Annotated in this window: 25 protein-coding genes; 15 read left to right on the top strand and 10 right to left on the bottom strand. The window is 63.7% G+C overall.

Annotation, left to right across the window (positions count from 1 at the left end; all coding sequences use genetic code 11):
- The first annotated feature begins 16 nt into the window (after positions 1-16).
- Positions 17-1,402 carry a CmpA/NrtA family ABC transporter substrate-binding protein gene (locus Q7U29_RS27250; protein ID WP_304746657.1) on the top strand — a complete coding sequence of 462 codons (1,386 nt, stop codon included), beginning with the start codon at positions 17-19 and terminating at the stop codon, positions 1,400-1,402.
- Here the strand turns inward: Q7U29_RS27250 and Q7U29_RS27245 are convergent.
- The gene (locus Q7U29_RS27245) at positions 1,380-3,332 is read right to left on the bottom strand and encodes a sigma 54-interacting transcriptional regulator (RefSeq protein WP_304746655.1); all 1,953 of its coding nucleotides are present in this window, start codon (positions 3,330-3,332) and stop codon (positions 1,380-1,382) included. The genes Q7U29_RS27250 and Q7U29_RS27245 overlap by 23 nt on opposite strands.
- Before the next feature lie 167 nt (positions 3,333-3,499).
- On the opposite strand from Q7U29_RS27245, the gene Q7U29_RS27240 reads away from it, so the two are divergent.
- From Q7U29_RS27240 to cynS, 4 genes are all read left to right on the top strand, one after another.
- On the top strand, positions 3,500-4,888 hold the full coding sequence (locus Q7U29_RS27240; protein ID WP_304746653.1) for a CmpA/NrtA family ABC transporter substrate-binding protein: 1,389 nt from the start codon (positions 3,500-3,502) through the stop codon (positions 4,886-4,888).
- Positions 4,889-5,072: 184 nt separating this feature from the next.
- The gene (gene ntrB, locus Q7U29_RS27235; RefSeq protein WP_304746651.1) at positions 5,073-5,912 is read left to right on the top strand and encodes a nitrate ABC transporter permease; all 840 of its coding nucleotides are present in this window, start codon (positions 5,073-5,075) and stop codon (positions 5,910-5,912) included.
- 4 nt (positions 5,913-5,916) lie between these two features.
- Positions 5,917-6,843 (top strand): ABC transporter ATP-binding protein, encoded by a 927-nt coding sequence (locus tag Q7U29_RS27230; RefSeq protein WP_304746649.1) that lies wholly within the window; start codon positions 5,917-5,919, stop codon positions 6,841-6,843.
- A gap of 66 nt (positions 6,844-6,909) precedes the next feature.
- Positions 6,910-7,398: a cyanase gene (gene cynS, locus Q7U29_RS27225; RefSeq protein WP_304746647.1), complete on the top strand. Its 489-nt coding sequence runs from the start codon at positions 6,910-6,912 to the stop codon at positions 7,396-7,398.
- Between the two features lie 146 nt (positions 7,399-7,544).
- Here cynS and Q7U29_RS27220 read toward each other — a convergent pair whose 3' ends face one another.
- The gene (locus Q7U29_RS27220; protein WP_304746645.1) at positions 7,545-7,868 is read right to left on the bottom strand and encodes a DUF1476 domain-containing protein; all 324 of its coding nucleotides are present in this window, start codon (positions 7,866-7,868) and stop codon (positions 7,545-7,547) included.
- A 308-nt stretch (positions 7,869-8,176) separates the two neighbouring features.
- On the opposite strand from Q7U29_RS27220, the gene purC reads away from it, so the two are divergent.
- From purC to purQ, 3 genes are all read left to right on the top strand, one after another.
- Positions 8,177-8,944, top strand: a complete 768-nt coding sequence (gene purC / locus Q7U29_RS27215) for a phosphoribosylaminoimidazolesuccinocarboxamide synthase (RefSeq protein ID WP_291860075.1) — start codon at positions 8,177-8,179, stop codon at positions 8,942-8,944.
- 161 nt (positions 8,945-9,105) lie between these two features.
- The gene (gene purS, locus Q7U29_RS27210; RefSeq protein WP_304746643.1) at positions 9,106-9,348 is read left to right on the top strand and encodes a phosphoribosylformylglycinamidine synthase subunit PurS; all 243 of its coding nucleotides are present in this window, start codon (positions 9,106-9,108) and stop codon (positions 9,346-9,348) included.
- A 7-nt stretch (positions 9,349-9,355) separates the two neighbouring features.
- Positions 9,356-10,057: a phosphoribosylformylglycinamidine synthase subunit PurQ gene (purQ, locus tag Q7U29_RS27205; RefSeq protein WP_304746641.1), complete on the top strand. Its 702-nt coding sequence runs from the start codon at positions 9,356-9,358 to the stop codon at positions 10,055-10,057.
- Between the two features lie 42 nt (positions 10,058-10,099).
- Here purQ and Q7U29_RS27200 read toward each other — a convergent pair whose 3' ends face one another.
- From Q7U29_RS27200 to Q7U29_RS27190, 3 genes are all read right to left on the bottom strand, one after another.
- Positions 10,100-10,585 carry a GFA family protein gene (locus tag Q7U29_RS27200; protein ID WP_304746639.1) on the bottom strand — a complete coding sequence of 162 codons (486 nt, stop codon included), beginning with the start codon at positions 10,583-10,585 and terminating at the stop codon, positions 10,100-10,102.
- Positions 10,586-10,656: 71 nt separating this feature from the next.
- A complete protein-coding gene (locus Q7U29_RS27195) occupies positions 10,657-11,544 on the bottom strand; it encodes a DMT family transporter (protein ID WP_304746677.1) in 888 nt (295 codons plus the stop codon).
- Positions 11,545-11,635: 91 nt separating this feature from the next.
- Complete coding sequence (locus Q7U29_RS27190; protein WP_304746637.1) at positions 11,636-12,124, bottom strand: PaaI family thioesterase; 489 nt, start codon at positions 12,122-12,124, stop codon at positions 11,636-11,638.
- A 180-nt stretch (positions 12,125-12,304) separates the two neighbouring features.
- Here Q7U29_RS27190 and purL point away from each other — a divergent pair, with 180 nt between their 5' ends.
- On the top strand, positions 12,305-14,509 hold the full coding sequence (purL, locus tag Q7U29_RS27185) for a phosphoribosylformylglycinamidine synthase subunit PurL (protein WP_304746635.1): 2,205 nt from the start codon (positions 12,305-12,307) through the stop codon (positions 14,507-14,509).
- 100 nt (positions 14,510-14,609) lie between these two features.
- On the opposite strand, the gene Q7U29_RS27180 is transcribed toward purL, so the two are convergent.
- On the bottom strand, positions 14,610-15,797 hold the full coding sequence (locus Q7U29_RS27180; protein WP_304746633.1) for an acyltransferase: 1,188 nt from the start codon (positions 15,795-15,797) through the stop codon (positions 14,610-14,612).
- 110 nt (positions 15,798-15,907) lie between these two features.
- Complete coding sequence (locus Q7U29_RS27175; protein ID WP_304746632.1) at positions 15,908-16,267, bottom strand: DUF427 domain-containing protein; 360 nt, start codon at positions 16,265-16,267, stop codon at positions 15,908-15,910.
- A gap of 197 nt (positions 16,268-16,464) precedes the next feature.
- On the opposite strand from Q7U29_RS27175, the gene Q7U29_RS27170 reads away from it, so the two are divergent.
- Positions 16,465-16,701, top strand: coding sequence for a BolA family protein (locus Q7U29_RS27170; protein WP_057838868.1), 237 nt, complete (start codon positions 16,465-16,467; stop codon positions 16,699-16,701).
- Positions 16,702-16,715: 14 nt separating this feature from the next.
- Positions 16,716-17,921, top strand: a complete 1,206-nt coding sequence (locus tag Q7U29_RS27165) for a low temperature requirement protein A (RefSeq protein WP_304746630.1) — start codon at positions 16,716-16,718, stop codon at positions 17,919-17,921.
- On the opposite strand, the gene egtD is transcribed toward Q7U29_RS27165, so the two are convergent.
- Together egtD and egtB are read right to left on the bottom strand one after the other, a co-directional pair.
- Positions 17,897-18,868 (bottom strand): L-histidine N(alpha)-methyltransferase, encoded by a 972-nt coding sequence (gene egtD, locus Q7U29_RS27160; RefSeq protein WP_304746628.1) that lies wholly within the window; start codon positions 18,866-18,868, stop codon positions 17,897-17,899. The genes Q7U29_RS27165 and egtD overlap by 25 nt on opposite strands.
- Before the next feature lie 45 nt (positions 18,869-18,913).
- The gene (gene egtB / locus Q7U29_RS27155) at positions 18,914-20,218 is read right to left on the bottom strand and encodes an ergothioneine biosynthesis protein EgtB (protein ID WP_304746626.1); all 1,305 of its coding nucleotides are present in this window, start codon (positions 20,216-20,218) and stop codon (positions 18,914-18,916) included.
- A 288-nt stretch (positions 20,219-20,506) separates the two neighbouring features.
- Here egtB and grxD point away from each other — a divergent pair, with 288 nt between their 5' ends.
- From grxD to Q7U29_RS27135, 4 genes are all read left to right on the top strand, one after another.
- A complete protein-coding gene (grxD, locus tag Q7U29_RS27150; protein ID WP_304746624.1) occupies positions 20,507-20,845 on the top strand; it encodes a Grx4 family monothiol glutaredoxin in 339 nt (112 codons plus the stop codon).
- The gene (locus tag Q7U29_RS27145; RefSeq protein WP_304746675.1) at positions 20,842-21,396 is read left to right on the top strand and encodes an O-acetyl-ADP-ribose deacetylase; all 555 of its coding nucleotides are present in this window, start codon (positions 20,842-20,844) and stop codon (positions 21,394-21,396) included. Before grxD ends, Q7U29_RS27145 begins: the two co-directional genes overlap by 4 nt.
- A 50-nt stretch (positions 21,397-21,446) precedes the next feature.
- Positions 21,447-22,745, top strand: a complete 1,299-nt coding sequence (locus tag Q7U29_RS27140; protein ID WP_370691840.1) for a serine hydrolase domain-containing protein — start codon at positions 21,447-21,449, stop codon at positions 22,743-22,745.
- Between the two features lie 124 nt (positions 22,746-22,869).
- Positions 22,870-23,319, top strand: a complete 450-nt coding sequence (locus tag Q7U29_RS27135; RefSeq protein WP_304746620.1) for a cupin domain-containing protein — start codon at positions 22,870-22,872, stop codon at positions 23,317-23,319.
- Positions 23,320-23,479: 160 nt separating this feature from the next.
- Here the strand turns inward: Q7U29_RS27135 and Q7U29_RS27130 are convergent, their stop codons facing one another.
- A complete protein-coding gene (locus Q7U29_RS27130; RefSeq protein ID WP_304746618.1) occupies positions 23,480-24,550 on the bottom strand; it encodes a low specificity L-threonine aldolase in 1,071 nt (356 codons plus the stop codon).
- Positions 24,551-24,586 lie beyond the last annotated feature (36 nt).

Here is a 24,586-nt window from a genome sequence, read left to right as displayed (position 1 = left end):
CACAGAGGAATGGGGCATGTCCACCTTCGACGATGCGTTCGATGCCGATCGCAAGCTGTCACGATCAGGCTGCGTCTGCGGCCAGCATGGCTCCGCCAGGGAACACGAACAGGCGGCGCTGACGCTGCGCTGCGAGCCGGCGCCGACCGAGCAGCATCGTTACGAGGGGGTGGTTGCCTCCGCCGTGATGCGGGCGATGTTTCCGAAGGATGCCGCGCGCCGCGCGTTTCTGAAATCGGTCGGGGCGTCGACCGCGCTGGCCGCCGTCTCGCAGTTCTTTCCGATCAAGACGGCGACCGAGGTATTTGCGCAGGGCGGCGTACCCGAGAAGAAGGACCTCAAGGTCGGCTTCATCCCGATCACCTGCGCGACGCCGATCATCATGGCGGCGCCGCTCGGCTTCTATGCCAAATACGGCCTCAACGTCGAGGTGGTGAAGACCGCCGGCTGGGCCGTGATCCGCGACAAGACCATCAACAAGGAATACGACGCCGCGCACATGCTGGCGCCGATGCCGATCGCGATTTCGCTGGGGCTGGGGGCCAACGCGATTCCCTTCACGGTGCCGGCGATCGAGAACATCAACGGGCAGGGCATTACCCTTGCCATGAAGCACAAGGACCGGCGCGACCCCAGGGATTGGAAAGGCATGAAGTTCGCCATTCCGTTCGATTACTCGATGCACAATTACCTGCTGCGCTATTATCTCGCCGAGCACGGCATCGATCCCGACACCGACGTGCAATTGCGGTCGGTGCCGCCGCCGGAAATGGTCGCCAATCTGCGCGCCGACAACATCGACGGTTTCCTCGCGCCCGACAATATCTGCCAGCGCGCGATCTATGACGGCGTCGGCTTCCTGCACATCCTGTCCAATGAAATCTGGGACGGCCATCCCTGCTGCACCTTCGCGGCGAGCCGGGAGTTCATCACGACGTCGCCGAACAGCTTTGCGGCGCTGACGCGGGCGATCGTCGATGCCACCGCCTACGCCGCGAAAGCGGAGAACCGCAAGCAGATCGCCGAGGCGATCGCGCCGGCGAACTATATCAATGCGCCGGTCACGGTGCTGGAGCAGGTTCTCACCGGGACCTATGCCGACGGACTCGGCGGCATCAAGACGGATCCCAGGCGCGTCGACTTCGATCCGTTCCCCTGGCAATCCTTCGCAGTATGGATGCTGACCCAGATGAAGCGCTGGGGCCAGATCAAGGGCGATGTCGATTACAAGTCGGTGGCCGAACAGGTGTTCCTCGCGACCGATACCGCCAAGGTGATGAAGGAGATGGGGCTGACGCCGCCCGCAACCGCCTACAAGTCGTTCGCGGTGATGGGCAAGACCTTCGACGCCGCAAAACCCGAGGAATATCTCAACAGCTTCAAGATCCGGAAGTCGTCGTGAAGGCGTAAGGCCTGGCGGCGCGAACGGGTGCAAGGCCCAGCGCCTTCATGCGCGAGGCCAGCGTGGTCGGCTTGATGTCCAGCAATGCTGCGGCGCCGCCGGGGCCGAACACCTTGCCGTTGCAGGCGGCGAGGGCTGCCAGGATATTGCCGCGCTCATGGTCGCGCAACTCGGCCGAGGTCATGACCGCAGGCCGCGCTTCCGCCTTTTGCCGGCCGGCACCGGACGGCGCGTGCGGTGCTGATGTGTCCGGCAGATCGATGCGCAACCGTCCGTTCTGCGACAGGATCGCGGCGCGCTCGATCACGTTCTGCAGTTCGCGGACGTTGCCGGGCCAGTCGTAGCGCTGCAGCCGCCGCGCATCGCCCTCCGACAGCCGCAGGTCGGATTTCAGCTCCTTGCTTTCGCTCATCAGGAAGTGCTGGGCCAATAGCGGAATATCCTCGCGGCGGTCGCGCAGCGGGACTGACTCCACCGGAAACACGTTGAGCCGGAAATACAGATCCTCGCGAAACCGGCCGCGCGCCACTTCCTGCTTCAGGTTTCGGTTGGTGGCCGCGATCAGCCGGACGTCGACGGCGCGGGTGCGCTCTTCGCCGACGCGCTCGAAATTGCCTTCCTGCAGCACGCGCAGCAGCTTGCCCTGCAACTCCAGCGGAATTTCCCCGACCTCGTCGAGAAACAGCGTGCCGCCGTCGGCGAGCTCGAAACGGCCGATGCGGTCGCGCACCGCACCGGTGAAGGCGCCCTTGACGTGACCGAAGAACTCGCTCTCGAACAATTCGCGCGGGATCGCGGCGCAGTTGACGCGGATCAGCGGCCGGTCGCGTCGGGCCGAGGCCTCGTGAATGGCGCGCGCGATCAGCTCCTTGCCGGTGCCGGATTCGCCGGTGATCATGACGGCCGCGGTGGTCGGCGCCACCAGCTTGACCTGGCGCAAGGTCTTCTGGATCGCCCCGCTCTGGCCGATGATGCCGCGCGGGTTGGTCTCGATCCGGATTTCTTCCTGCAGATAAGCGTTTTCCAGCTCCAGCCGCTCGCGCAGGCGGTCGACTTCGGCGAGTGCCGCGTGCAATTTCTCGTCGGCGTCGCGGCGCTGGCTGACGTCGCGAAACACGATCACGGCGCCGACCACCATGCCGCGGTCGCGGATCGGCGTCGATGTGTACTCGACCCAGACCGGGGAGCCATCCTTGCGCCAGAACACCTCGCCGCCGACATTGTGCACGGCGCCGTCGCGGAACGCGGCATAGATCGGGCAATCCTCGTCCGGGTAATGGCTGCCGTCGTGGTGGCTGTGGTGGACGATCGGATGGATCGCCTTGCCGACCAGTTCCTCGGCGGCCCAGCCCAGCATCCGCTCGGCCGCGGGATTGACGAAGGTGGTCTTGCCCTCGGCGTTGACGCCGTAGATGCCTTCGCCCGCGGCGCGCAGGATCAGCTGGTTTTCCCGCTCGATGTCCTGAAACACCCGCTCGACCCGCTGCCAGGCGGCGAGCCCGCTGCGCATGTGGTCCTCGGCAGTGGCATCGACAGAGCGGCGGCGGCGCGCTTCGAGATCGCTCATGGTCAGCAGCATCAGCGCGCGCCCGTCATGCGGCACCCGCGATCCCGTATATTCCAGCCGCAGCGGCTGGCTGGTGGCATGGCGCGGCGTCAACGCGTTGGTCCAGTAGCTGCCCTTGGCGAGCACGGCCTGGGTGAACACGATCAGTGCCGGCAATTGCCCGGCATGTAGCGCGCTGATTCGTGTCTCCCGCAGCAGCGCGCGGTCGTAGCCGAGCAGCGCGCAGGCGGCCGGGTTGGCATCGACGATCTCATCGGCATGGGGGTCGAGCAGCAGCGTCGGCTCGGTCAGATAGTCGAAGGTGAGGGTACGCAGATCGAGGTCGCGCCCCGTTATGGCCGAAGCGAGCGGCGCCAGTTCCATCACTCAGAACTCCGAAAAATCGTAATTTGACTACGAATTATCGTGTATCACGAATTTTCGTAATTGCCAACATCCGTCGAAAACACTGCGTCCATTGAACAAGTGCGTGTGGCGCAGGCTGGCACGCTCTTTGCCTAATGCAAGGGCAACGAAGCGCAGGAGGTTTCATGTCCACGTTCGACAATCCGTTCGATCCGGCCCGCCGTCTCCATTCCCAGGGCTGCAGCTGCGGTCAGCACGTCAACGAAGCCGAACACGACACCGCCGCTCGGCTGTCGCTGCAGCCGGTTGTCGCTTCGTCCGAGGAGGCCCGCTTCGAGGGCGTGGTGGCTTCCGCCGTCATGCGCGCGATGTTTCCGCAGGATGTCGCGCGACGCGCCTTCCTGAAATCGGTGGGTGTCGCCACCGCCGTTGCCGCGGTGTCGCAATTCTTCCCGCTGAAAACCGCGACCGAGGCGTTCGCGCAAGGCGGGCCGCTGGAAAAGAAGGACCTCAAGGTCGGCTTCATTCCGATCACCTGCGCGACGCCGATCATCATGGCGGCGCCGATGGGATTTTACGCCAAGAACGGCCTCAACGTCGAAGTCATCAAGACCGCCGGCTGGGCCGTCATCCGCGACAAGACCATCAACAAGGAATACGACGCAGCCCACATGCTGTCGCCGATGCCGCTCGCCATCACCATGGGCGTCGGCTCCAATCCGCAGCCCTACACCATGCCGGCAGTCGAGAACATCCACGGCCAGGCCATCACGCTGTCGGTCAAGCACAAGGACAAGCGCAATCCGAAGGACTGGAAAGGCTTCAAGTTCGCCGTTCCGTTCGACTTCTCGATGCACAATTATCTGCTGCGCTATTATCTCGCCGAGCACGGCATCGATCCCGACGCCGACGTGCAGATCCGCGCGGTGCCGCCGCCGGAAATGGTCGCCAATCTGCGCGCCGACAACATCGACGGCTTCCTCGGCCCCGACCCGATGAACCAGCGCGCGGTCTATGACGGCGTCGGCTTCATTCACATCCTCACCAAGGACATCTGGGAGGGGCATCCGTGCTGCGCCTTCGCAGCGTCGAAGGAATTCGTCACCTCGATGCCGAACACCTACGGCGCGCTGCTCAAGTCGATCATCGAGGCCACCGCGTTCGCCCACAAGGCCGAGAACCGCAAGCAGATCGCGGAAGCGATCGCGCCGGCGAATTACCTGAACCAGCCGCCAATCGTACTCGAGCAGATCCTCACCGGCACCTTTGCCGACGGCCTCGGCAATATCGTCAAGCAGCCCAACCGCGTCGATTTCGATCCGTTCCCGTGGCAGTCCTTCGCGATCTGGATCATGACGCAGATGAAGCGCTGGGGTCAGGTCAAGGGTGACATCGACTATGCCGGCATCGCCTCCCAGGTCTATCTCGCCACCGATGCCACCAGGCTGATGAAGGAAGCCGGGCTGACGCCGCCGACCACCACCACCAAGAGTTTTTCGGTAATGGGCAAGCCGTTCGATCCGGCCAAGCCCGAGGAGTATCTCAACAGCTTCAAGATCAGGAAGGCGTCGTGAGGGAGATGCATTCTCGTCCGTCGTCCCGGCGAACGCCGGGACCCCAGCGTGAACGCAAATTGCGTTCATCGCGGCGCCGTGACGTCTCGTTGCGGCATGATGTCAGACACCTTCCGCAATCCGCAATACCGGGGGTTATGGGTCCCGGCGTTCGCCGGGACGACATGCCGAGAGGGCGTGTCCGATGAACCCTTCCCTCCGCCTTCGCGCGGCGATCGTGTCGATCGCGCTGTTTCTCGCCTTCATCGGCATCTGGCATATCGCCACCCGCGGCACCGGTACCGTCGCCACCATGACGCCGGAATACGCCAAGCTGATGGGGCTGACCGCGACCGCCGGCAAATCGGCGATGCCCGGCCCGCTCGATGTCGGCGCCAAACTGTGGGAACATGTGAGAAGGCCGTTCTACGACAACGGCCCGAACGACAAGGGCCTCGGCATCCAGCTCGGCTATTCCATCGCCCGCGTCGGGCTGGGCTATTTTCTTGCCGTGATCGTCGCGATCCCGCTCGGCTTCCTGATCGGCATGTCGCCCCTGATCAACAAGGCGCTCGACCCGTTCATCCAGATCCTGAAGCCGATCTCGCCGCTGGCCTGGATGCCGCTGGCGCTCTACACCATCAAGGATTCCGGGCTGTCGGCGATCTTCGTCATTTTCATCTGCTCGGTGTGGCCGATGCTGCTCAACACCGCGTTTGGTGTGGCCGCGGTGCGCAAGGAATGGATCAACGTCGCGCGCACGCTGGAAGTCGGCACCGTCAGGCGCGCCTTCACGGTGATCCTGCCGGCGGCGGCGCCGACGATTCTGACGGGTATGCGGATTTCGATCGGCATCGCCTGGCTGGTGATCGTCGCCGCCGAGATGCTGGTCGGCGGTACCGGCATTGGCTACTTCGTCTGGAACGAGTGGAACAACCTTTCGATCACCAACGTCATCATCGCCATCCTGCTGATCGGCGTGGTCGGCATGCTGCTCGACCAGGTCCTCGCGCGGTTCACGCGCATGGTCACGTTCCCGGAGTGATGCGATGACCGACAAATTCATCTCCATCGAGGCCATCGCAAAACGCTATCCCGGTGCTTCCGGCGGCGAGATCGCGGTGTTCGAAAATCTCTGGCTGTCGATGGCGCGCGGCGAGTTCGGCTGCGTGATCGGGCACTCCGGCTGCGGCAAGACCACGGTGCTGAACATCCTGGCCGGGCTCGATGAGCCCAGCGAAGGCGCCGTGATCGTCGACGGCCAGGCGATCGAGGGCACCAGCCTCGACCGCGCCGTGATCTTCCAGAGCCATGCGCTGCTGCCGTGGCGCACCGTGCTCGGCAACGTCGCCTATGCCGTGACCTCGAAATGGCGCGACTGGGACCGCGCCAAAGTGAAAGCCCACGCGCAGACCTTCATCGATCTCGTGGGTCTCACCGGCTCCGAGCACAAGCGGCCGTCGGAACTCTCCGGCGGCATGAAGCAGCGTGTCGGCATTGCCCGCGCGCTGTCGATCACGCCGAAGATCATGCTGATGGACGAGCCGTTCTCGGCGCTCGATGCGCTGACCCGCGGCACGCTGCAGGACGAGGTGCGCCGGATCTGTCTCGAGACCGGGCAGACCGCGTTCATGATCACCCATGACGTCGATGAGGCGATCTATTTAGCCGACAAGATTTTCCTGATGACCAATGGCCCCGGCGCCGTGCTCGCCGAGATTGTGGAAAATCCGCTGCCGAAAGATCGCGGCCGCACTGACCTGCACCGCCATCCCTATTACTACGCGGTGCGCAACCACATCGTCGACTTCCTGGTCAGCCGCAGCAAGACCTTTGCGACGGATTTCCCGGGGCATGACCCGCGCAACGTGCCGGTGGTGAAGATCGGAAAGCCAGAGCTGGTCGTTGCATCAGGACCAGAGGAATTAAACCAGGCGTCATGGCCGGGCCTGTCCCGGCCATCCACGTCTTCATGAGACCAAGCGAGAAAGACGTGGATGCCCGGGACAAGCCCGGGCATGACGAATAAGCAGGAGACTGAAATGAAACGATCCGACCTCACGGAAAAGCTGCTCGATATCAAGCGCGAGAAGGAATGGAGCTGGAAGCACATCTGCGAAAAGATCGGCGGCTATTCCGAGGTCCTGATCGTCGGCGCCATCCTCGGCCAGATGAAACTGACGAAACCGCAGGCCGCCAACGCCGGCGAACTGTTCGGACTTTCAAAATCGGAAGTAGCGATGCTGAACGAGACGCCGATGCGCGGCGAGGGCACGGCGATGCCGCCGACCGATCCCCTGATCTACCGTTTCTACGAACTGGTGATGATCAACGGCCCGGCCTGGAAGGCGCTGATAGAAGAGGAATACGGCGACGGCATCATGTCGGCGATCGATTTCGACATGGTGATGGAACGCCTGCCCAACCCCAAGGGCGACCGCGTCAAGATCACGATGTCGGGCAAATTCCTGCCGTACAAATATTACGGCGCCAGCGGCAATGTGCCGGAATATGGATTCAAGGAAGGGTAGGGCTTTTGGCCGTCATTGCGAGCCAACGGGTCGCGCGAATGCGCGCCCGATGACAGGCTCCGCGAAGCAATCCATCTTGCCGCACGCAAGCCGCTGGATTGCTTCGTCGCAAGCGCTCCTCGCAATGACGGTGGCGGGACCGAATCTTAAGTTCCCGCCTTCACCTGCATGACGGCCACGGCCATCAGCTCGTCCATCTTCACCCGAAGCTCCTGCTCCGTCACAGCCACGCCCTTGGCGGTGAGGTCGCCCAGCACCTTGCGGACCACGTCGGCGTCGCCGGATTCCTCGAAATCCGAGGCAACGACTTCCTTGGCGTAAGCCGCGACAGCGTCGCCGGACATTCCGAGCTTTTCCGCCACCCACATCCCAAGCAGCCGGTTGCGGCGGGCCTCGGCCTTGAACTTCTGGTCCGCGTCCATGGCGAACTTCTTCTCGAAGCCTTCTTCACGCTTGTCGAATGTGCTCATTATCCGGGTTCCGATCCCTGCCAAATTGGTGCGGCGGCCTCGTTGCGGCCGCCCTCTCGCGCGCTTAGATAACGTCAGCCAATGGTTAAGACAACCGGCTTTAAGCCGCAGGCGGCAGGGGTAAAACTTGGCCCCAGGGGACCGGATCGATTGTGCTCGATAGGCCAATCAGATAGGTTGGGCATGAGGCCCGGTTCTCGTTCTGTTTCCTGTTCCTGGCCTTCACGGCAGCTCCGTCGTGGGTCGCAATCCCTTGTCATCCGGAGCACACCAAATTCATGGATTTCAACAACACACGGTACATCCCAATGAGCCGCCGACGCCGCATTTATGAAGGCAAGGCCAAGGTCCTTTACGAAGGTCCGGAGCCGGGAACCCTGATCCAGCACTTCAAGGACGATGCGACCGCGTTCAATGCCAAGAAACACCAGGTGATCGAGGGCAAGGGCGTCCTCAACAACCGGATTTCGGAGTACTTGTTCCAGCACCTCAACGACATCGGGGTGCCGACCCATTTCATCCGCCGGCTCAACATGCGCGAACAGCTGATTCGCGAGGTCGAGATCGTGCCGCTGGAGGTCGTGGTGCGGAATGTGGCGGCGGGATCGCTGTCGCAGCGCCTCGGCATCGAGGAAGGCACCCAGTTGCCGCGCTCGATCATCGAATTCTACTACAAGAACGACCAGCTCAACGACCCCATGGTCTCCGAGGAGCACATCACGGCGTTCGGCTGGGCCACGCCGCAGGAAATCGACGACATCATGGCGCTGGCGATCCGCGTCAACGACTTCCTTACCGGGCTGTTTCTGGGCATCGGCATCCGCCTGGTCGACTTCAAGATGGAATGCGGCCGGCTGTTCGAAAACGACATGATGCGAATCATCGTCGCCGACGAGATCTCGCCCGATTCGTGCCGGCTCTGGGACGTCAAGTCGAACGAGAAGCTCGACAAGGACCGTTTTCGCCGGGATCTCGGCGGCGTGCTGGAGGCCTATACCGAGGTCGCCAAGCGTCTGGGCATCCTGACCGAGAACGAGCGGCCGATCGGCTCGGGTCCGGTGCTGGTCAAGAGCTGATTGCCGTCATCCTGAGGTGCGAGCCCGCTTGGGCGAGCCTCGAAGGATGAGACATGGACTCCAATGTCGCCCTTCGAGGCTCGGGCCTTGCCCGAGCACCTCAGGTGATAACGGCGAAGCCGTTACGCAGGGGTGTCGCAGTAGAATACTGGGTTGGAAATATGAAAGCACGCGTCACCGTTACACTGAAATCCGGCATTCTGGATCCGCAGGGCAAGGCCATCGAGGGAGCGCTGAAATCGCTCGGCGTCGATGGCGTCGCCAGCGTGCGCCAGGGCAAGGTGTTCGACATCGAGATCTCGGGCTCCGACAAGGCCACGGCCGAAGCGGCGCTGAAGGATGCCGCCGACAAGCTGCTGGCGAACACCGTGATCGAGAATTACCGGGTTGAAGTTCTGAGCTAGGTCGCCAATGAAATCCGCAATTCTCGTCTTTCCCGGAATCAATCGCGAGTGCGACATGGCGCGGGCGCTGAAACTCGCATCGGGGCAGGAAGCCGCGATGGTCTGGCATGCCGAGACCGCTTTGCCCAAAGGCACCGACCTCGTGGTGGTGCCCGGCGGTTTCTCTTACGGCGACTACCTGCGCTGCGGCGCCATTGCCGCGCGCGCGCCGGTCATGGACGCGGTGCGCGATTTTGCCGCCGGCGGCGGTCTCGTGCTGGGGGTCTGCAACGGTTTTCAGATCCTCTGCGAGGCCGGCCTGTTGCCCGGCGTTCTGATGCGCAATGCGCAGCTGAAATTCATCTGCCATGACGTGCATCTGCGGGTCGAACGTTCGGATACGCCGTTCACCCGCGGCTACAATGCCGGCCAGGTGATCCGCGTGCCGGTCGCTCATGGCGAGGGCAATTACGAGGCGGACGAGGAGACGCTGAAGCGGCTCGAGGGCGAGGGGCGGGTGCTCTATCGCTACTGCTCCGCCGAAGGCGTGGTCGACGAGCAGTCCAACATCAACGGCGCGGCGCAGTCGATCGCCGGTATCGTCAACGCGCGCGGCAACGTGCTCGGCATGATGCCGCATCCGGAAAACCACGTCGAAGACATCATGGGCTGCACCGACGGCCGTGGCCTGTTCGCCGGGCTGGTGGCGCATCTGGAGCGCGCGGCGTAAGAGCGCGGCTACTGGCGCCGAACGGATCGACTGGTTGAAACGTCAATCGCCCGGTGCGCTGCGTGCCGCCCGCCACCGCGCGAGGCTCGCCGCGGGCCACAACTTTTCCCTGTCATAAAACTCTTCAACGGCGGGCACATCGGGGGGCAGCACGACCCAGGGCTGCTTCGACATCGTGAAAATGTGCACGTCCGGCGGCAGCGCATCCGGCATATCGAGCGTGCCGACGCGAACGAAGCGGAAGCGGTCGCCTGAACCCGCGTAATTGCTCCAGACCGCGATACGGCATTTGGGACATCGCGCGATCTTCTGGCCCTTGCCGCTGAGCGAAGGCGTCACGATGATCTCAGGCTCGCCGCACACTAGTTCGACCCGATCGGCCTCGATCATGGCATTGAGCGCAAACGATGCGCCGCCGCCGCGCTGGCACCAGCGGCAGTGGCAGCAGTGGACGATGAGGGGAGGCGACGTCATGCGGTAGCGTACACCCCCGCAGGTGCAGCCCCCCTCGATCGGGAATGAGATCATCGGTGTTTTCTCCAACCAGGGAAAATAGGGATCTACGGTCAGGACGGCAACCGTTTCGCCCGATCACGCCTTCAGAGTCTGGCGCGAAAACGGTTGATCCAGCGGCGGTAGCTGTCGCCGGGGATGGTCATGGCGGCGACCCCGGCCATGACCAGGACGAGGCCAAGCGCCAGATTGGACGGCACGGTTTCGCCGAGCAGCAGCACCGACAGGCCGACGCCGATCGGAATGCGCAGATAGCCTTGCGCGTTGGTGGTCAGCGTGCCGAGCCGCGACAGGCACATGTAGAACAGCATCAGCCCGAATGCGCTGGAAAAAATCCCCATGGTGACGGTGGCGACCAGCGCTTCCGTGGTCGGCCGCAAGGTCCAGGGATGATCGACGATCATCGACACCGGCAACAGCAGCAGGCCGCCGAACAGCAGCGAGCCCGCCGCCACCACCATCGGGTCGTATTCGGTCAGCCGCAGCCCGAAGATCGTGGCGCAGGCAAAGGAGACCGTGGCGAGCAGGATCACCATTTCGGCAAGGATATTGCCGCCGAGCCCGCCCAGCGCATCGAGGCCGATGATCACGGCGGTGCCGGCGAGCCCCAGCACGGCGCCGGCGAGCTTCAACAGCGTGGCCGGCTCGTGCCGCGTGATGCCCCAGGTGATCAGGAAGGCGAAGATCGGCGTGGTCGAGGCCAGCACCACGGTCGGCGCCGCCGCCACATATTGCTGCGCCCAGGTGATCATCAGGAACGGGATCGTCGAATTGATGGTCTGCTGCTGCGCGAACAGCTTCCAGGCCCTGGCATCGCCGGGGATTCGCTTGCCCCGCGCATAGAGAATGGCGATCAGGAAAAATGCCGCGATCAGCGAGCGCGCCGAGATGAAGGTGACCGGCGGGATCGAGCCGAGCCCGATTTTTGTCAACGGATAGGTCGAACTCCAGCAGCAGGCCAGCGCCAGCAGCAGCGCATAATCGCGCCAGCCGCGCCGGGCCCGGGGAGAACCGGCTGGATCGGCCGGCGGCGCCGGTCTGGCGCCACCTTCGGTCTCTGCATTGCTAGGTGGCAACGGCACCTGCTTTGGCCGGCGGCTTCCACTTCACCCGCTTGATGGTGCCTGAGAACGTGAACAGCGAGCGTTCGCCGGATTTCAGCACGCCGCGCAGGAAGATCATCGAGCCGCCGGCCCGCATGACTTCGCCTGTGCCTTCGACCAGTTCACCCTCGCGCGCGCCGTCGATGAACTCGCAGCCGAACGACACCGTCACCCCCGGACCCTGCAGCATCGGGGTGGCAAACGCGAACAGGCAATAGTCCGCAAATGTCATGAAGCAGCCGCCATGGACGTTGCGCATGCCGTTAAGGTGTTTCTTCTCGACCCGGAACGCGCATCGCACGCTGCCGTCGTCCTCCATACGGTGCCAGAACGGGCCGTTGTGGGATTCGTAGTGGTCGCGGGTCCAGGTGCGCCAGCCGGCGAATTCACCCTCGGTTTCGACGTGGAGATCGGGGCGGTTGAGGAATGCGGATTTGGTCAGGTCGTCCAACGAAATATGCCCTTCATTTGGGAATTTCAGTCCTTAAATCCGATCCACACCTGATGTGCAAACGCGCACAACGCATGGACCGCCCGCAAATCTATGGACAGCGGGAAAATGCGCCATAAAAGGCCTTTTCCACCCCCCTCGATCTCCCTAATAAGGGACCTCAATCGCCCAAAGAGCCCCATGAACCAGCCTCAGATCACCCCCGAACTCGTCGCCAGCCATGGCCTCAAGCCCGACGAATACGAGCGCATCCTCAAGCTGATCGGCCGGGTGCCGAGTTTTACGGAGCTTGGGATCTTCTCGGCGATGTGGAACGAGCACTGCTCGTACAAATCCTCGCGGCTGCATCTTCGGGGCCTGCCGACCAAGGCGCCGTGGGTGATCCAGGGGCCGGGCGAGAATGCCGGCGTGATCGACATCGGCGACGGCCAGGCCGTCGTGTTCAAGATGGAGAGCCACAACCACCCGAGCTATATCGAGCCCTATCAGGGCGCGGCCACCGGCGTCGGCGGCATTTTGCGCGATGTGTTCACGATGGGCGCACGCCCCATCGCCTGCCTCAACGCGCTGAGCTTTGGTGCGCCGGAACATCCGAAGACCCGCCATCTGGTCTCAGGCGTGGTCGCTGGCGTCGGCGGCTACGGCAATTCGTTCGGGGTACCGACCGTCGGCGGACAGGTGCGTTTCCACACCCGCTATGACGGCAACATCCTGGTCAACGCGATGGCGGTCGGCCTCGCCGACTCCGACAAGATTTTCTATGCCGCCGCATCCGGCGTGAACATGCCGATCGTCTATCTCGGGTCCAAGACCGGGCGCGACGGTATTCACGGCGCTTCGATGGCGTCCGCCGAATTCGACGAGGACTCCGCCGACAAGCGGCCGACGGTTCAGGTCGGCGATCCCTTCGCGGAAAAGCTGTTGCTGGAAGCCTGCCTCGAAATCATGGCCGCCGATTGCGTGATCGCGATCCAGGACATGGGCGCGGCGGGCCTGACATCGTCGGCGGTCGAGATGGGCGCCAAGGGCAACCTCGGTGTCGATCTCGATCTCGACGCGGTGCCGACCCGCGAAACCGGCATGAGCGCCTATGAGATGATGCTGTCGGAAAGCCAGGAGCGCATGCTCATGGTTCTGAAGCCCGAGAAGGAAAAGCAGGCCGAGGCGATCTTCAGGAAGTGGGGACTGGATTTCGCCGTGGTCGGCTACACCACGCCGAGCAAGCGTTTTGTGGTCAGGCATGGCGGCGAGACCATGGTCGATCTGCCGATCAAGGAACTCGGCGACGAGGCGCCGCTGTACGACCGGCCGCATGTGCCGTCGCCGTCGCTGCCGGTGATTCATGCGCGCGATGTCACGCCGCCGGTCGGCGTGGCGGCGGCATTGCAAAAGCTGATCGCCACGCCCGAGCTGTGCTCGAAGCGTTGGGTCTGGGAACAATACGATCACGTCATCCTCGGCAATACCGTGCAGCGCCCCGGCGGCGATGCCGCCGTGGTGCGGGTGCAGGACGGGCCGAAGGGACTGGCGCTGACCGTCGATGTGACGCCGCGCTATTGCGAGGCTGATCCGTTCGAAGGCGGCAAGCAGGCGGTGGCGGAAGCCTGGCGCAACATCACCGCAGTCGGCGGCCGGCCGCTGGCGATCACCGACAATCTCAATTTCGGCAATCCGGAGCGGCCCGAGATCATGGGCCAGTTCGTCGGCTGCCTGAAGGGCATTGCCGAAGCCTGCCGCACGCTCGACTTCCCGGTCGTGTCCGGCAATGTCTCGCTCTACAACGAGACCAACGGCCGCGGCATACTGCCGACGCCGTCGATCGGCGGCGTCGGGCTGCTCGACGATTTCACCAAATCCGCGACGCTGGCGTTCAAGGCCGCTGATGAGGCGATCCTGCTGATCGGCGAAACCCATGGCTGGCTCGGGCAATCGGTTTATCTGCGCGAGATCTGCGGCCGCGAAGAGGGCGCGCCGCCGCCGGTCGACCTCGCGGCCGAAAAGCGCAACGGCGACGTGGTGCGCGGCATGATCCACGCCGGCACCGCGACCGCGGCGCACGATCTGTCCGACGGCGGGCTGTTGATCGCGGTCGCCGAAATGGCGATTGCCAGCGGCATCGGCGCGCGGCTGCTGGCGGCGCCTGCCGCGATCGTGCCGCATGCCTGGTGGTTCGGCGAGGATCAGGCGCGCTACATCGTGACGGTGCCGGAAGCGCAGGCCGGCCTGGTGCTGGCCAAGATGAAAGGCGCCGGCGTGCCCTGCGCGCGGATCGGAACCACGGGCGGCGGCGCGATCGCGATCGCAGGCGAGGCGCCGGTGACGGTGACCGCGCTGACGACCGGATTCGAGAGTTGGTTTCCGGCCTACATGAACGCGAAGGTCTAGCAACGTCATTGCGAGCGCAGCGAAGCAATCCATGCGGCAGCCTGCAAGCTGTCAGATGGATTGCTTCGCTGCGCTCGCAATGACGTTGAGAGGCTTGTGCTCACAATACCCGCTTCGCACCCGGAATCATCCGCAACGCGCGCGTCAGCGCCCAGCTGAACGCGACCGTCAGCACGAATCCGATCGGTGCTTTCACGGTCGCCGGCAGCAGATTGAAGTCGAACAGCCAGTACTGCAGCCACAGCGCGATCGGATAGTGCACCAGGAATATGCCGTAGGCATCAGCCTGCATCGCATCGAATACGCTCTTGCCTGAACTGGCGAACCTCAGGAAATAGGCCAGGATCAAAAACAGGATGGCCACGCTGAACGCAGTGAAGCAGATGGCATAGGCGCCCTCATACCAGTCCGGCAAGTCCGCCGGATTGCCCAGTATGTCGCGCTTGATGGTGATCAGCACCCACATCAGGTAATACGGAACGAGCGCCAGCACCAACCAGTCCCAGCTGACCTTCGCCATCCGGCCGTCCGCCGACAGCAGTCCCCGATCCATATTCATGACGCCGATCCCGGCGCCGAAAAAGAAATAGGTGGCGTACAGCATCACGCGGCCGTGCTGGACCGAGAACGGACCGAATTCGAACCAGCTGCCGGCGCCGTAGTGAATCCGCCCGGGGATATAGAACGCGGCGGTGACCGCGAGCATGACCAGGAAGAACACCGCCGGCCGGCGGCGACCGTGCAGCGAGAGGCGATTGATCGGATCGAGCATGTTCGGTGACAGCCGATACAGGATGCAGGCGACCACGTCGAAGCTGAGCAACACCCAGAGGAACCAGATCGGCCCGCTCGGCCACGGGCCCTTCGTGATCATATTCCACCAGAATTCCGAAAAGCCGATTTCGGGATGGTTCCGCAGCGAAAACGAGTAGTAGGCCAGCGGAATCACCGTGAACGCACAGATCACGAAGGGCAGGCCGAGCCGGAGCAGGCGATCGGACAGATAGTTCAGCGGTCCCTTCCGGGCGATGCCCGGCCACACGAACAGGCCCGACAGGAAAAAGAACATCGCCATGAAGAAACTGTCGGTGGCGAGCACGATCATGTCGAAGCCGAAGAACGACGTCGGATCGGTGTGACCGTAATATGTATAGGGGATGACGGCGTGGTGCAGCAGCACGATCAGCGTCAGAAAGGTGCGGGCGCGGTCGAGCGACGGATTGCGCGTTTTCGCCTTTGGCGCGGCGCCGATGTCAGCGGCCGCTGCCGTTTGGGATATCGATGACACGCGCGCCTCCCCAACCCAGGATTATGGGGTGATGTTGCAACCGGGAACCGGATTGAGCAAGCTCCAACCGCAGCCGTGGGGCAGGGCGGCGCGCTGGCTCGCGATGGGGGTCAGCCCACTTCCTCGATCGTGACCTTGTCCGGATAGAACGCCAGATGGCCTGATATCTCCGCCATCGCCGGAAACGGCGTTTCATAGCTCCAGATCGCATTTTCCAGCGTCCTGCCGCCGGCGTTGACGCTGAAATAATTCGCATCGCCCTTGTAGGGGCAGTGCGTCACCCGGTCGGAGCGCGTCAACAGCGCCATATTGGCGTCACCGCGCGGCACATACTGCACGGCGGGATAGCTCGCTTCCTTCAGGGTCAGGGCATGGGTGGTGTCGGCGATCACCACACCGCCGGCGGAGACGCGGACCCGCTTCGGGTTCGCCGTGATGGTGATGGGGTGGTCGGGGCCGGGGAGTTTCATGGGGGTACAGCCTCTTCGGTCAGCCCGTTGTGATCGCGGGCTACGATGTCAGGGGATTTGCAGGGATTGGACTTTGTAAGGATTAGACCTGAAATATAGTGCGAGGGAGCGTGACGTAGAAGGGTGGCCGGGCTAAGTTCTGCCGCGCCGCAGCGAAGCTGGCTGCGATTCGAAACGCTGGATTGGAGACCTGTTGGATGCCGATGGACGCCCACGATATCGAATCGATGATCAAGGCAGCGATCCCCGACGCCGAGGTGACGATCCGCGATCTGGCCGGCGACGGCGACCATTATGCCGCGACCGTGATCTCGGAGTCGTTCCGCGGCAAATCCCGGGTCCAGCAGCACCAGATCGTCTATCAGTCGCTGAAGGGCCAGATGGGCGGGGTACTGCACGCGCTGGCGCTGCAAACCGGAGTGCCGGAGGGCTAGCGCGGAGCAGGGCGATGGCGGCGGACCAGCATGGCGGCGCGCTGTATCGGGTGAACGCGCCGCACCAGCACAGCCGCGTCACCTATGCCGAGCTGTTTTTCGACCTGGTGTTCGTTTTCGCGGTCACGCAGATCTCGCACACGCTGCTCGCGCACTTCACCCCGCTTGGCGTGTTGCAGACCACCCTGCTGTTCCTCGCGGTGTGGTGGGTCTGGGTCTACACCTCCTGGGTCACCAACTGGCTCAATCCGGAAAAGACGCCGGTCCGGATCCTGCTGTTTGCGCTGATGCTCGGCGGACTCGTGGTCTCCACCTCGATCCCGCAGGCCTTTGAATCGCGCGGACTGTGGTTTGCAGTCGCCTACGCCTCGATGCAGGTCGGCAAGACCGTCTTCCTGTGGCTGTCGACGCCCCCCTCGCGGCCGGCGGCGCGCATGAATGCGATTCGCATTACGGCATGGCTGTCGCTGTCGGCGGTGTTCTGGATCGCCGGCGGCTTTACGGAGGGGCAGTCGCGGCTGCTGCTGTGGGCGGTGGCGCTCGGTATCGAATACTGCTCGGCGGCGGCGCGGTTCTGGATCCCGAAATACGGCGCGTCTCAGGTCGCCGACTGGGTGGTCGAGGGCGGCCACATGGCGGAGCGCTTCGCGCTGTTCGTCATCATCGCGCTCGGCGAATCCATCGTCGTGACCGGTGCGACCTTTGCCGAACTGACCTGGACCGTCGAGACGGTCGGCGCCTTCGCATCGAGCTTCGTCGGCGCGCTGGCGATGTGGTGGATCTATTTCCACAAGGGCGCGGAAGCCGGCTCCGAACAGATTTCAAGATCCAGCGAACCGGGGCGGCTGGCGCGGATCGCCTATACCTACCTGCATATGCCGATCGTGGCCGGCATCATCGTCGCGGCGGTCGCCGACGAACTCGTGCTCAAGCATCCCGGCGGCCATTCCGACCTCAAGACGGTTCTGAGCGCGATCGGCGGGCCGCTGTTGTTCCTGCTCGGAACCATCCTGTTCAAGCACATCATTCGCGGATTTCTTCAGCTGTCACACGGCGCCGGTATCATCGCGCTCGGCATCCTGGCCGGGTTCGCGGGCGACATGTCGCCGCTGCTGCTCTCGATCCTCACCACCGCGATCATGGTCATCGTCGCGGCGTGGGAATCGATCTCGCTGAAATCAGCAGGGCCCGGATCTCACTCCGACGCCGCCAGCACGTGAACCGAAAACATCTTTGCCGCGTCGGTCCATGACTGGCGCACCGTCCAGCCCGAGCCGCGCGCCAGCGCGGTGAAGCGGTCGAGGCTGTATTTGTAGCTGTTCTCGGTATGAATGGTTTCGCCGGGGCGGAACGAAAAACTGTGGCCGAGTACCCGCACGGTCTGGGCCTTGCGGCTGATCAGGTGCATTTCGATGCGGTGACGCTCGCGGTTGTAGATCGAGCGATGGGTGAACCCGGAGATGTCGAAATTGCCGCCGAGTTCGCGGTTGATCCGCACCATCACATTGAGATTGAAGCGCGCGGTGACGCCGGCGGCGTCGTTATAGGCGTCATACAGCACGCGCTCGTCTTTCTCGAGGTCGACGCCGATCACCATCTGCGCGCCGCGCCCGAGAATCTCGCGGGCGCTGCGCATGAAGGCGCTGGCTTCATGCGGTTCGAAATTGCCGAGCGTCGAGCCCGGGAAAAATCCGACCTTCGGCATCGCGCTGACGGCGTCGGGCAGCGCGAACGGCGCGGTGAAATCAGCGGCAACCGGATAGACGTCGAGATCAGGGAAATCCCGGCGCAGTGCGTCCGCCTGGCCTTTCAGGAAATCGCCTGAAATGTCGACGGGGACATAGGCGCCGAACGCGCATTGCTTCAGCAGCAGCCGGACCTTGGTGGTGGCGCCGGCACCGAATTCCACCAGGGCCGCGCCTTCGGGAAGCATGGCCGCAATCTCGCCGGCCCGCTCGCGCAGGATGCCGAGCTCGGTGCGCGTCGGGTAATATTCCGGCAACACCGTGATCTGCTCGAACAGTTCGGAGCCGGCGGCGTCATAGAAATATTTCGGCGACAGCCGCTTGGGGTGCTGCGACAGACCTTCGATGACGTCGCCGGCAAATGCCGAGGCCTGCTCGTCGAGATCATGCGCTTTGGCCAAGGCGGGGGCGTGCACGTTCATGACAATCTCCTGCTCGCGACTTTCGGCGCGATTGAATCTGAAAAATCAGGTCGCGTAATCGGCAAGTCGAAGTCCCGTGAATTGCCAGCGATGATGCGGAAAAAAGAAGTTGCGATAGGTAATACGGCTGTGGCCTTCAGGAGTTGCAAGCGAAGAGCCGCGCAGCACCAGCTGGTTGACCATGAATTTGCCGTTATATTCGCCGAGCGCGCCCTCGATGGCGCGGTAGCCGGGATAGGGGGAGTAGGCGCTGCGGGTCCATTGCCACACGATGCCGTAGGCGTCGTTGAGCTGCCCGGTCCTGGCCGCAACCTCCCATTCCATTTCGGTCGGCAGATGCCTGCCGCTCCAGCGCGCGAACGCGTCGGCCTCGTAATAGCTGACATGGCACACCGGGGCTGACGGATCGACCGGCTTGAGCCCGGCCAGCGTCATGATTCGCCATTGCCCGTCGATCTCGCGCCAATGACCCGGCGCCTGCCAGCCTTCCTTTTCGACGGTGGCAAAACCGTCCATCAGCCACAGCGTCGGCGTGGTGTAGCCACCGTCCCGCATGAAGGCGAGCCAATCGGCATTGGTGACGAGATTGCGCGCCAGTTTGACCGGACCGACCAGCGCGCGATGGGCGGGTTTTTCATTGTCGAAATGGAAGCTGTCGTCGACATGCCCGACGGTGTGGATGCCCTCGTTGAGGGTGACCCATTCCTCGCCGGCGCGAATTTCGTCGCCGGTCCGGGTGGCAGCCGGAAAGGTCCAGGCCGGATCGTAGGCGGGTGGAATCGGGTTCTGCGCGAAGGCGTGCAGGATGTCGGTCAGCATCAATTCCTGGTGCTGCTGTTCATGGTTGAGGCCGACTTCGACCAGCGGCGCGATCGCCTTCAGCGCGTCCTCGCCGGCTTCGTGAAAGAGTTTCACCACCGCGGCGTCGACATGCCTGCGGTAGGCGGTGATTTCCTCGGCGCCGGGGCGGGTCAGATGGCCGCGCTGGTGACGGGCGTGCCGCGGTCCGGCGCTGACATAATAGGAATTGAACAGGAAGGCGTAATCGGGATGGAACGGCTCGTACCCCGCGCAGTGTTCGCCGAGCAGGAATTGCTCGAAGAACCAGGTGGTGTGGGCGCGGTGCCATTTCGCCGGGCTGGCGTCCGGCATCGACTGGATCACCTGATCTTCCGGAGTCAGGGGAGCGGCGCGGCGTTCGGTCTCGTTGCGGACCGTCAGATAGGCTTCCGCCAGCTTTTGGGCGAGCAGATCTTGGGTGAGCAGATCTCGGGCGAGACCGCCGGAATCGGAGAATAATGACGGGCAAGGGGCGGCAGTCGTGGCCGCAGCGGATGCTGGTTTCGTCACTGGAATCTCCGGTCGGGGGAGAGAAACGTTGCACCGGCGCTTGGGTTCCCCGACATCAGTCTGTCCTAGATAGGGGGTTCCGCGCGGGATAAAAGCCTCCCGAGGCTATGATATTGCTGCCGTCAGGCTATGGACCGGCAGCGGGATATCCCCCGGCCGGAAAGCTTCTGCATGCCAGCTCCCCGCCATTTTACTTTGGATGCACAACGGTTTGGGGTACATATATGGGCAATGTCGGGTTAACGGGCTGATGCCGGCCCGAAAGGCTGAGCCGCAAAGGACGCGAAAATGAGCATCGAGCAATTTATCGACAATGAAGTGAAGTCGAACGACGTCGTACTGTTCATGAAGGGGACGCCGCAGTTTCCGCAATGTGGTTTTTCCGGCCAGGTGGTCCAGATTCTCGACCACGTCGGGGTCGGCTACAAGGGCCTGAACGTGCTGGAATCCGCCGATCTGCGTAACGGCATCAAGACCTATTCGAACTGGCCGACCATCCCGCAGCTCTACGTCAAGGGCGAGTTCGTCGGCGGCTGCGACATCATCCGCGAGATGTTCCAGGCTGGCGAGCTGCAGCAGCTGCTGACCGACAAGGGCGTCACCGTCAACGCGGCGGCCTCCGCCTGAGCCTGGCGGCGCGCCAGCTCGGCGCGGCGCGTCTCGAAACCGTCGTCGCCGATATCACCACGTTACGCGTTGACGCCATCGTCAACGCGGCCAATTCGTTCCTGCTCGGCGGGGGCGGCGTCGATGGCGCCATCCACCGGGCGGCTGGGCCTGAGCTTCTCGCGGAATGCCGCACCCTCCATGGCTGCGAGACCGGCGGCGCCAAAATCACTTTGGGATACGGGCTGCCCGCTCGGCACGTCATTCATGCCGTCGGCCCGGTCTGGTACGGCGGCAGCGCAGGCGAAGATAAGGCGCTGGCGTCGTGCTACATCAGTGCCATCGGCCTTTGTCAGACCCATGGCCTCGCTTCGATTGCCTTTCCCGCGATTTCCACCGGCATCTATGAATTCCCCGCTGCTCGTGCGGCGCGCATCGCGATAGCGGCGACGGCCGCCGCGCTGCCGGCAGCTCCGGCCATCCGCCATGTCATCTTCTGCTGCTTCTCTGACGAGGCCGCGCGGCTTCATGCCGACGCGCTGGCGGAGGTCGGCAGCCCTTGTGCCGATTGAGTCGGACGGTAAACTCCGCGTGCATGCGGCCTGTGGCGAGAAGCTGATCGATGAAGCGATGGAGAACCGTGGGCTTGACGCGGCGTCACGGCTTCGCCGCTGCGACTGCGCTGCTCATCGCCGTTCTCGCCGCAGGCTGGCCAGACCGCGGCCACACCGAATCCAGGACAGCCACTGCGTCGAGCTTCTCGCCCGACAAACTCGGGCGCGTCGGTGATTACATCCGCAACGAGATTGCGTCCGGAAAAATACCCGGCGCCGTCCTGCTGATCCAGCAGCACGGCAGACCGGTCTATCTCGAGAATTTTGGCGTGCGCGACGTCGCGACCCAGCTGCCGATGACCGCCGACAGCATCTTTCGGCTGTATTCGATGTCGAAGCCGGTTACCTCTGCCGCGGCCATGATGCTGGTCGACGACGGCAAGCTATCGCTCGACGATCCCGTGGCAAAATACATTCCGGCCTTTGCGGATTTGAAGGTCGGTGTCGAGAAATCAGGCGAAGCCCCGGCGCTGCTGCTCGAGCCGCTCAACCGCCCGATCACGATCAGGGACCTGCTGAGCCACACCTCGGGCCTGACCTACGGCTTCTATGGCGACAGCGCGGTGCGAAAACTCTATGCCCAGGCCAATCTGTTCGACGGCGACGCCGACAATGCCGAATTCGTCGCGCGCATTGCGAAACTGCCGCTGGCCGAACAGCCGGGAACGCTGTGGGATTACGGCCATTCGACGGACGTGCTCGGCCGCGTCATCGAGGTGGTGTCGGGGACGTCGCTGTTTCAGTTCGAGAAGGAGCGGCTGTTCGATCCGCTCGGCATGACCGAAACCGCGTATTTCGTTGCCGATGCCGCGAAACAGCCGCGCGTCGCCGAGCCGATGCCGGCCGACCGCTTCATCACGCCGGTCGCCGGGATCAGGGATCCCATGACGCCGCGGCGCTGGCAATCCGGCGGGGCGGGCCTGGTCGGGACCATCGGGGATTATGCGCGTTTTGCACAGATGCTGCTGAATGGCGGAACGCTCGACGGCCGGCGCTACCTCAAGCCCGAGACCATAGCCCTGATGACGTCGGATCATATCGGGCCGGAGACCGGGATCGCGCGCGACCAGTTCTATTTTCCGGGCACCAGCAGCGGGTTCGGTCTCGGCTTCGCCGTGCGCACCTCGACGCCACCGAATACGTCGTGGCCGCTGGGTGAATATCGCTGGGACGGCGTCGCCGGCACATTCTTTTTCGTCGACCCGACCCACGATATGTTCGCGATCTGCATGATCCAGACGCCGTCGCAGCGCGGACGAATTCAATTGGAACTGAAGACGCTGATCTACGAGGCGCTGGATCGCTGATGGCGATTGAGGCGGCAGCGTCTTTGCTGCGATGCGAAGCGAGACCGTTTGCTTCGCGTCGGCTGGCAGGCGCGGCCAAAGCTGCTATCATTCCTGCCATAAAAAAATGGAAGGAAGCAACGCCATGGACGCCGTGACGCCGAAGGGCCCGCAGACCACCGAAACGCATTCCCACCTCGTCCGCCCCCACACCATGGAGTGGCAGAAGACCCGCTTTCCCGGCTGCGAGGCCAAGACGCTGCTGTTCGATCACAAGACCGGCCTGATGACCGCGCTGATGCGGTTTGAACCGGGTGCGGTGCTGCCCGACCACGAGCACGTCAACATCGAGCAGACCTACGTGCTCGAAGGCAGCCTGGTCGACAAGGAAGGCCCGGCGCAGGGCATCGAATGCAAGGCCGGCGAATTCATCTGGCGCGAACAGGGCAGCCGCCACGTCGCATGGTGTCCCCAGGGTGGGCTGATGCTGGCGATCTTCCAGGTCCCCAACAAGTTCTTCGAGGCCGACGGCCGCGTCATCGACGCCGCCGGCCAGGACTGGGACGAGACCTGGGGGCACACCCGCAAGGGGTGAGGGCGGTTCGTCACCTTTGACGCGAGGTAGCCACTGGCGCTCGGCGCGGCTCTCACAGCGTCATTGCGAGCGAAGCGAAGCAATCCACGTTGCGGCAAGCAAGAAAGCTGGATTGCTTCGTCGCAAGCGCTCCTCGCAATGACGCCCGGTTAAGCTGTGTTCACGCCCCGCGCACGATCTCGCGCACCAGCCCGATCGTCTCCTCGATCATGCCGGCGGAAACGTCGAGATGGGTGCAGGCCCTGATGCGGCCGTCCATCATGGCGAGCAGCACGCCGCGCTGGCGCAGCGCCTTGATCATGTCGTCGCCGCTGACACCGGCGCCGTCCGGCTTGAAGAACACCAGATTGGTCTCGGGCTGCTGCACCTCGATGCCCTGGATCTGCGACAAGCCCCGCGCCAGCGCGCGGGCGTTGGCGTGATCGTCCGCGAGGCGATCGACATGGTGGTCGAGGGCATAGATGCAGGCCGCGGCGCAAACGCCGGCCTGGCGCATCGATCCGCCGAGGCGCTGCTTCCAGCGCCAGACCTCGTCGATGAAATCGCTGCTGCCGGCAATCACGCCGCCGATCGGCGCGCCGAGGCCCTTTGAAAAATCGATCCAGGCCGAGTCCCAGCCCGCCGCCATGTCGCGGGCGCTGATGCCTGTCGCGACACAGGCGTTCAGCAGCCGCGCGCCGTCCATGTGGGTAGCCATGCCGCTTTGTTTGGCGGTCTGCACCACATCGTCGAGCGCGGCCTTCCTCCAGATCGTGCCGCCGCCGATATTGGCGGTCTGCTCGACGCTGACCACCGTCTGGGGCGGCTGGTAACGGCTGCGTGGGTGAATGGCCCTGCGAAAGGTATCCGGCGAAAACTGTCCGTCGGCGCCGGACAGCGGCGTGATCTGGAAGCCGCCGAGGGCGGCGTGGGCGCCGCCTTCGCGCGCGATGATATGCGCGGTTTCATGCGCCAGGATCTCGTCGCCGGGCCGGCAATGCACCAGGGTCGCCGCGACATTGCACATGGTGCCGGAGGGCATGAACACGGCGGCCTGCTTGCCGAGCAGATCGGCCACCCGCTCGCACAGCACATTCACAGTCGGATCGTCGCCGATCTGCTCGTCGCCGACCTCGGCGCGCGCGATCGCCTCGCGCATCGCAGGCGTCGGGCGGGTCTGCGTGTCGGACAACAGGTTGATGCGGACCGGTGGCGCTTTCGGATCGGGCGGGGCAGGGGTGTAGTGGGTCATGGCGAGATCCATCACTTGATGACGTCATGGCCGGGC

It is taken from the genome of Bradyrhizobium sp., from assembly GCF_030654605.1.
GTDB lineage: Bacteria > Pseudomonadota > Alphaproteobacteria > Rhizobiales > Xanthobacteraceae > Bradyrhizobium.
This window is presented reverse-complemented; position numbering and strand designations above follow the sequence as displayed.

What these genes read in the sequence shown, in the direction of transcription:
- Q7U29_RS27250 (WP_304746657.1), top strand. Translation starts at nt 17, where the DNA reads ATGTCCACCTTCGACGATGCGTTCGATGCCGATCGCAAGCTGTCACGA.
- Q7U29_RS27245 (WP_304746655.1), bottom strand. Translation starts at nt 3,332, where the DNA reads ATGGAACTGGCGCCGCTCGCTTCGGCCATAACGGGGCGCGACCTCGAT.
- Q7U29_RS27240 (WP_304746653.1), top strand. Translation starts at nt 3,500, where the DNA reads ATGTCCACGTTCGACAATCCGTTCGATCCGGCCCGCCGTCTCCATTCC.
- ntrB (WP_304746651.1), top strand. Translation starts at nt 5,073, where the DNA reads ATGAACCCTTCCCTCCGCCTTCGCGCGGCGATCGTGTCGATCGCGCTG.
- Q7U29_RS27230 (WP_304746649.1), top strand. Translation starts at nt 5,917, where the DNA reads ATGACCGACAAATTCATCTCCATCGAGGCCATCGCAAAACGCTATCCC.
- cynS (WP_304746647.1), top strand. Translation starts at nt 6,910, where the DNA reads ATGAAACGATCCGACCTCACGGAAAAGCTGCTCGATATCAAGCGCGAG.
- Q7U29_RS27220 (WP_304746645.1), bottom strand. Translation starts at nt 7,868, where the DNA reads ATGAGCACATTCGACAAGCGTGAAGAAGGCTTCGAGAAGAAGTTCGCC.
- purC (WP_291860075.1), top strand. Translation starts at nt 8,177, where the DNA reads ATGAGCCGCCGACGCCGCATTTATGAAGGCAAGGCCAAGGTCCTTTAC.
- purS (WP_304746643.1), top strand. Translation starts at nt 9,106, where the DNA reads ATGAAAGCACGCGTCACCGTTACACTGAAATCCGGCATTCTGGATCCG.
- purQ (WP_304746641.1), top strand. Translation starts at nt 9,356, where the DNA reads ATGAAATCCGCAATTCTCGTCTTTCCCGGAATCAATCGCGAGTGCGAC.
- Q7U29_RS27200 (WP_304746639.1), bottom strand. Translation starts at nt 10,585, where the DNA reads ATGATCTCATTCCCGATCGAGGGGGGCTGCACCTGCGGGGGTGTACGC.
- purL (WP_304746635.1), top strand. Translation starts at nt 12,305, where the DNA reads ATGAACCAGCCTCAGATCACCCCCGAACTCGTCGCCAGCCATGGCCTC.
- Q7U29_RS27175 (WP_304746632.1), bottom strand. Translation starts at nt 16,267, where the DNA reads ATGAAACTCCCCGGCCCCGACCACCCCATCACCATCACGGCGAACCCG.
- Q7U29_RS27170 (WP_057838868.1), top strand. Translation starts at nt 16,465, where the DNA reads ATGCCGATGGACGCCCACGATATCGAATCGATGATCAAGGCAGCGATC.
- Q7U29_RS27165 (WP_304746630.1), top strand. Translation starts at nt 16,716, where the DNA reads ATGGCGGCGGACCAGCATGGCGGCGCGCTGTATCGGGTGAACGCGCCG.
- egtD (WP_304746628.1), bottom strand. Translation starts at nt 18,868, where the DNA reads ATGAACGTGCACGCCCCCGCCTTGGCCAAAGCGCATGATCTCGACGAG.
- grxD (WP_304746624.1), top strand. Translation starts at nt 20,507, where the DNA reads ATGAGCATCGAGCAATTTATCGACAATGAAGTGAAGTCGAACGACGTC.
- Q7U29_RS27140 (WP_370691840.1), top strand. Translation starts at nt 21,447, where the DNA reads ATGAAGCGATGGAGAACCGTGGGCTTGACGCGGCGTCACGGCTTCGCC.
- Q7U29_RS27135 (WP_304746620.1), top strand. Translation starts at nt 22,870, where the DNA reads ATGGACGCCGTGACGCCGAAGGGCCCGCAGACCACCGAAACGCATTCC.
- Q7U29_RS27130 (WP_304746618.1), bottom strand. Translation starts at nt 24,550, where the DNA reads ATGACCCACTACACCCCTGCCCCGCCCGATCCGAAAGCGCCACCGGTC.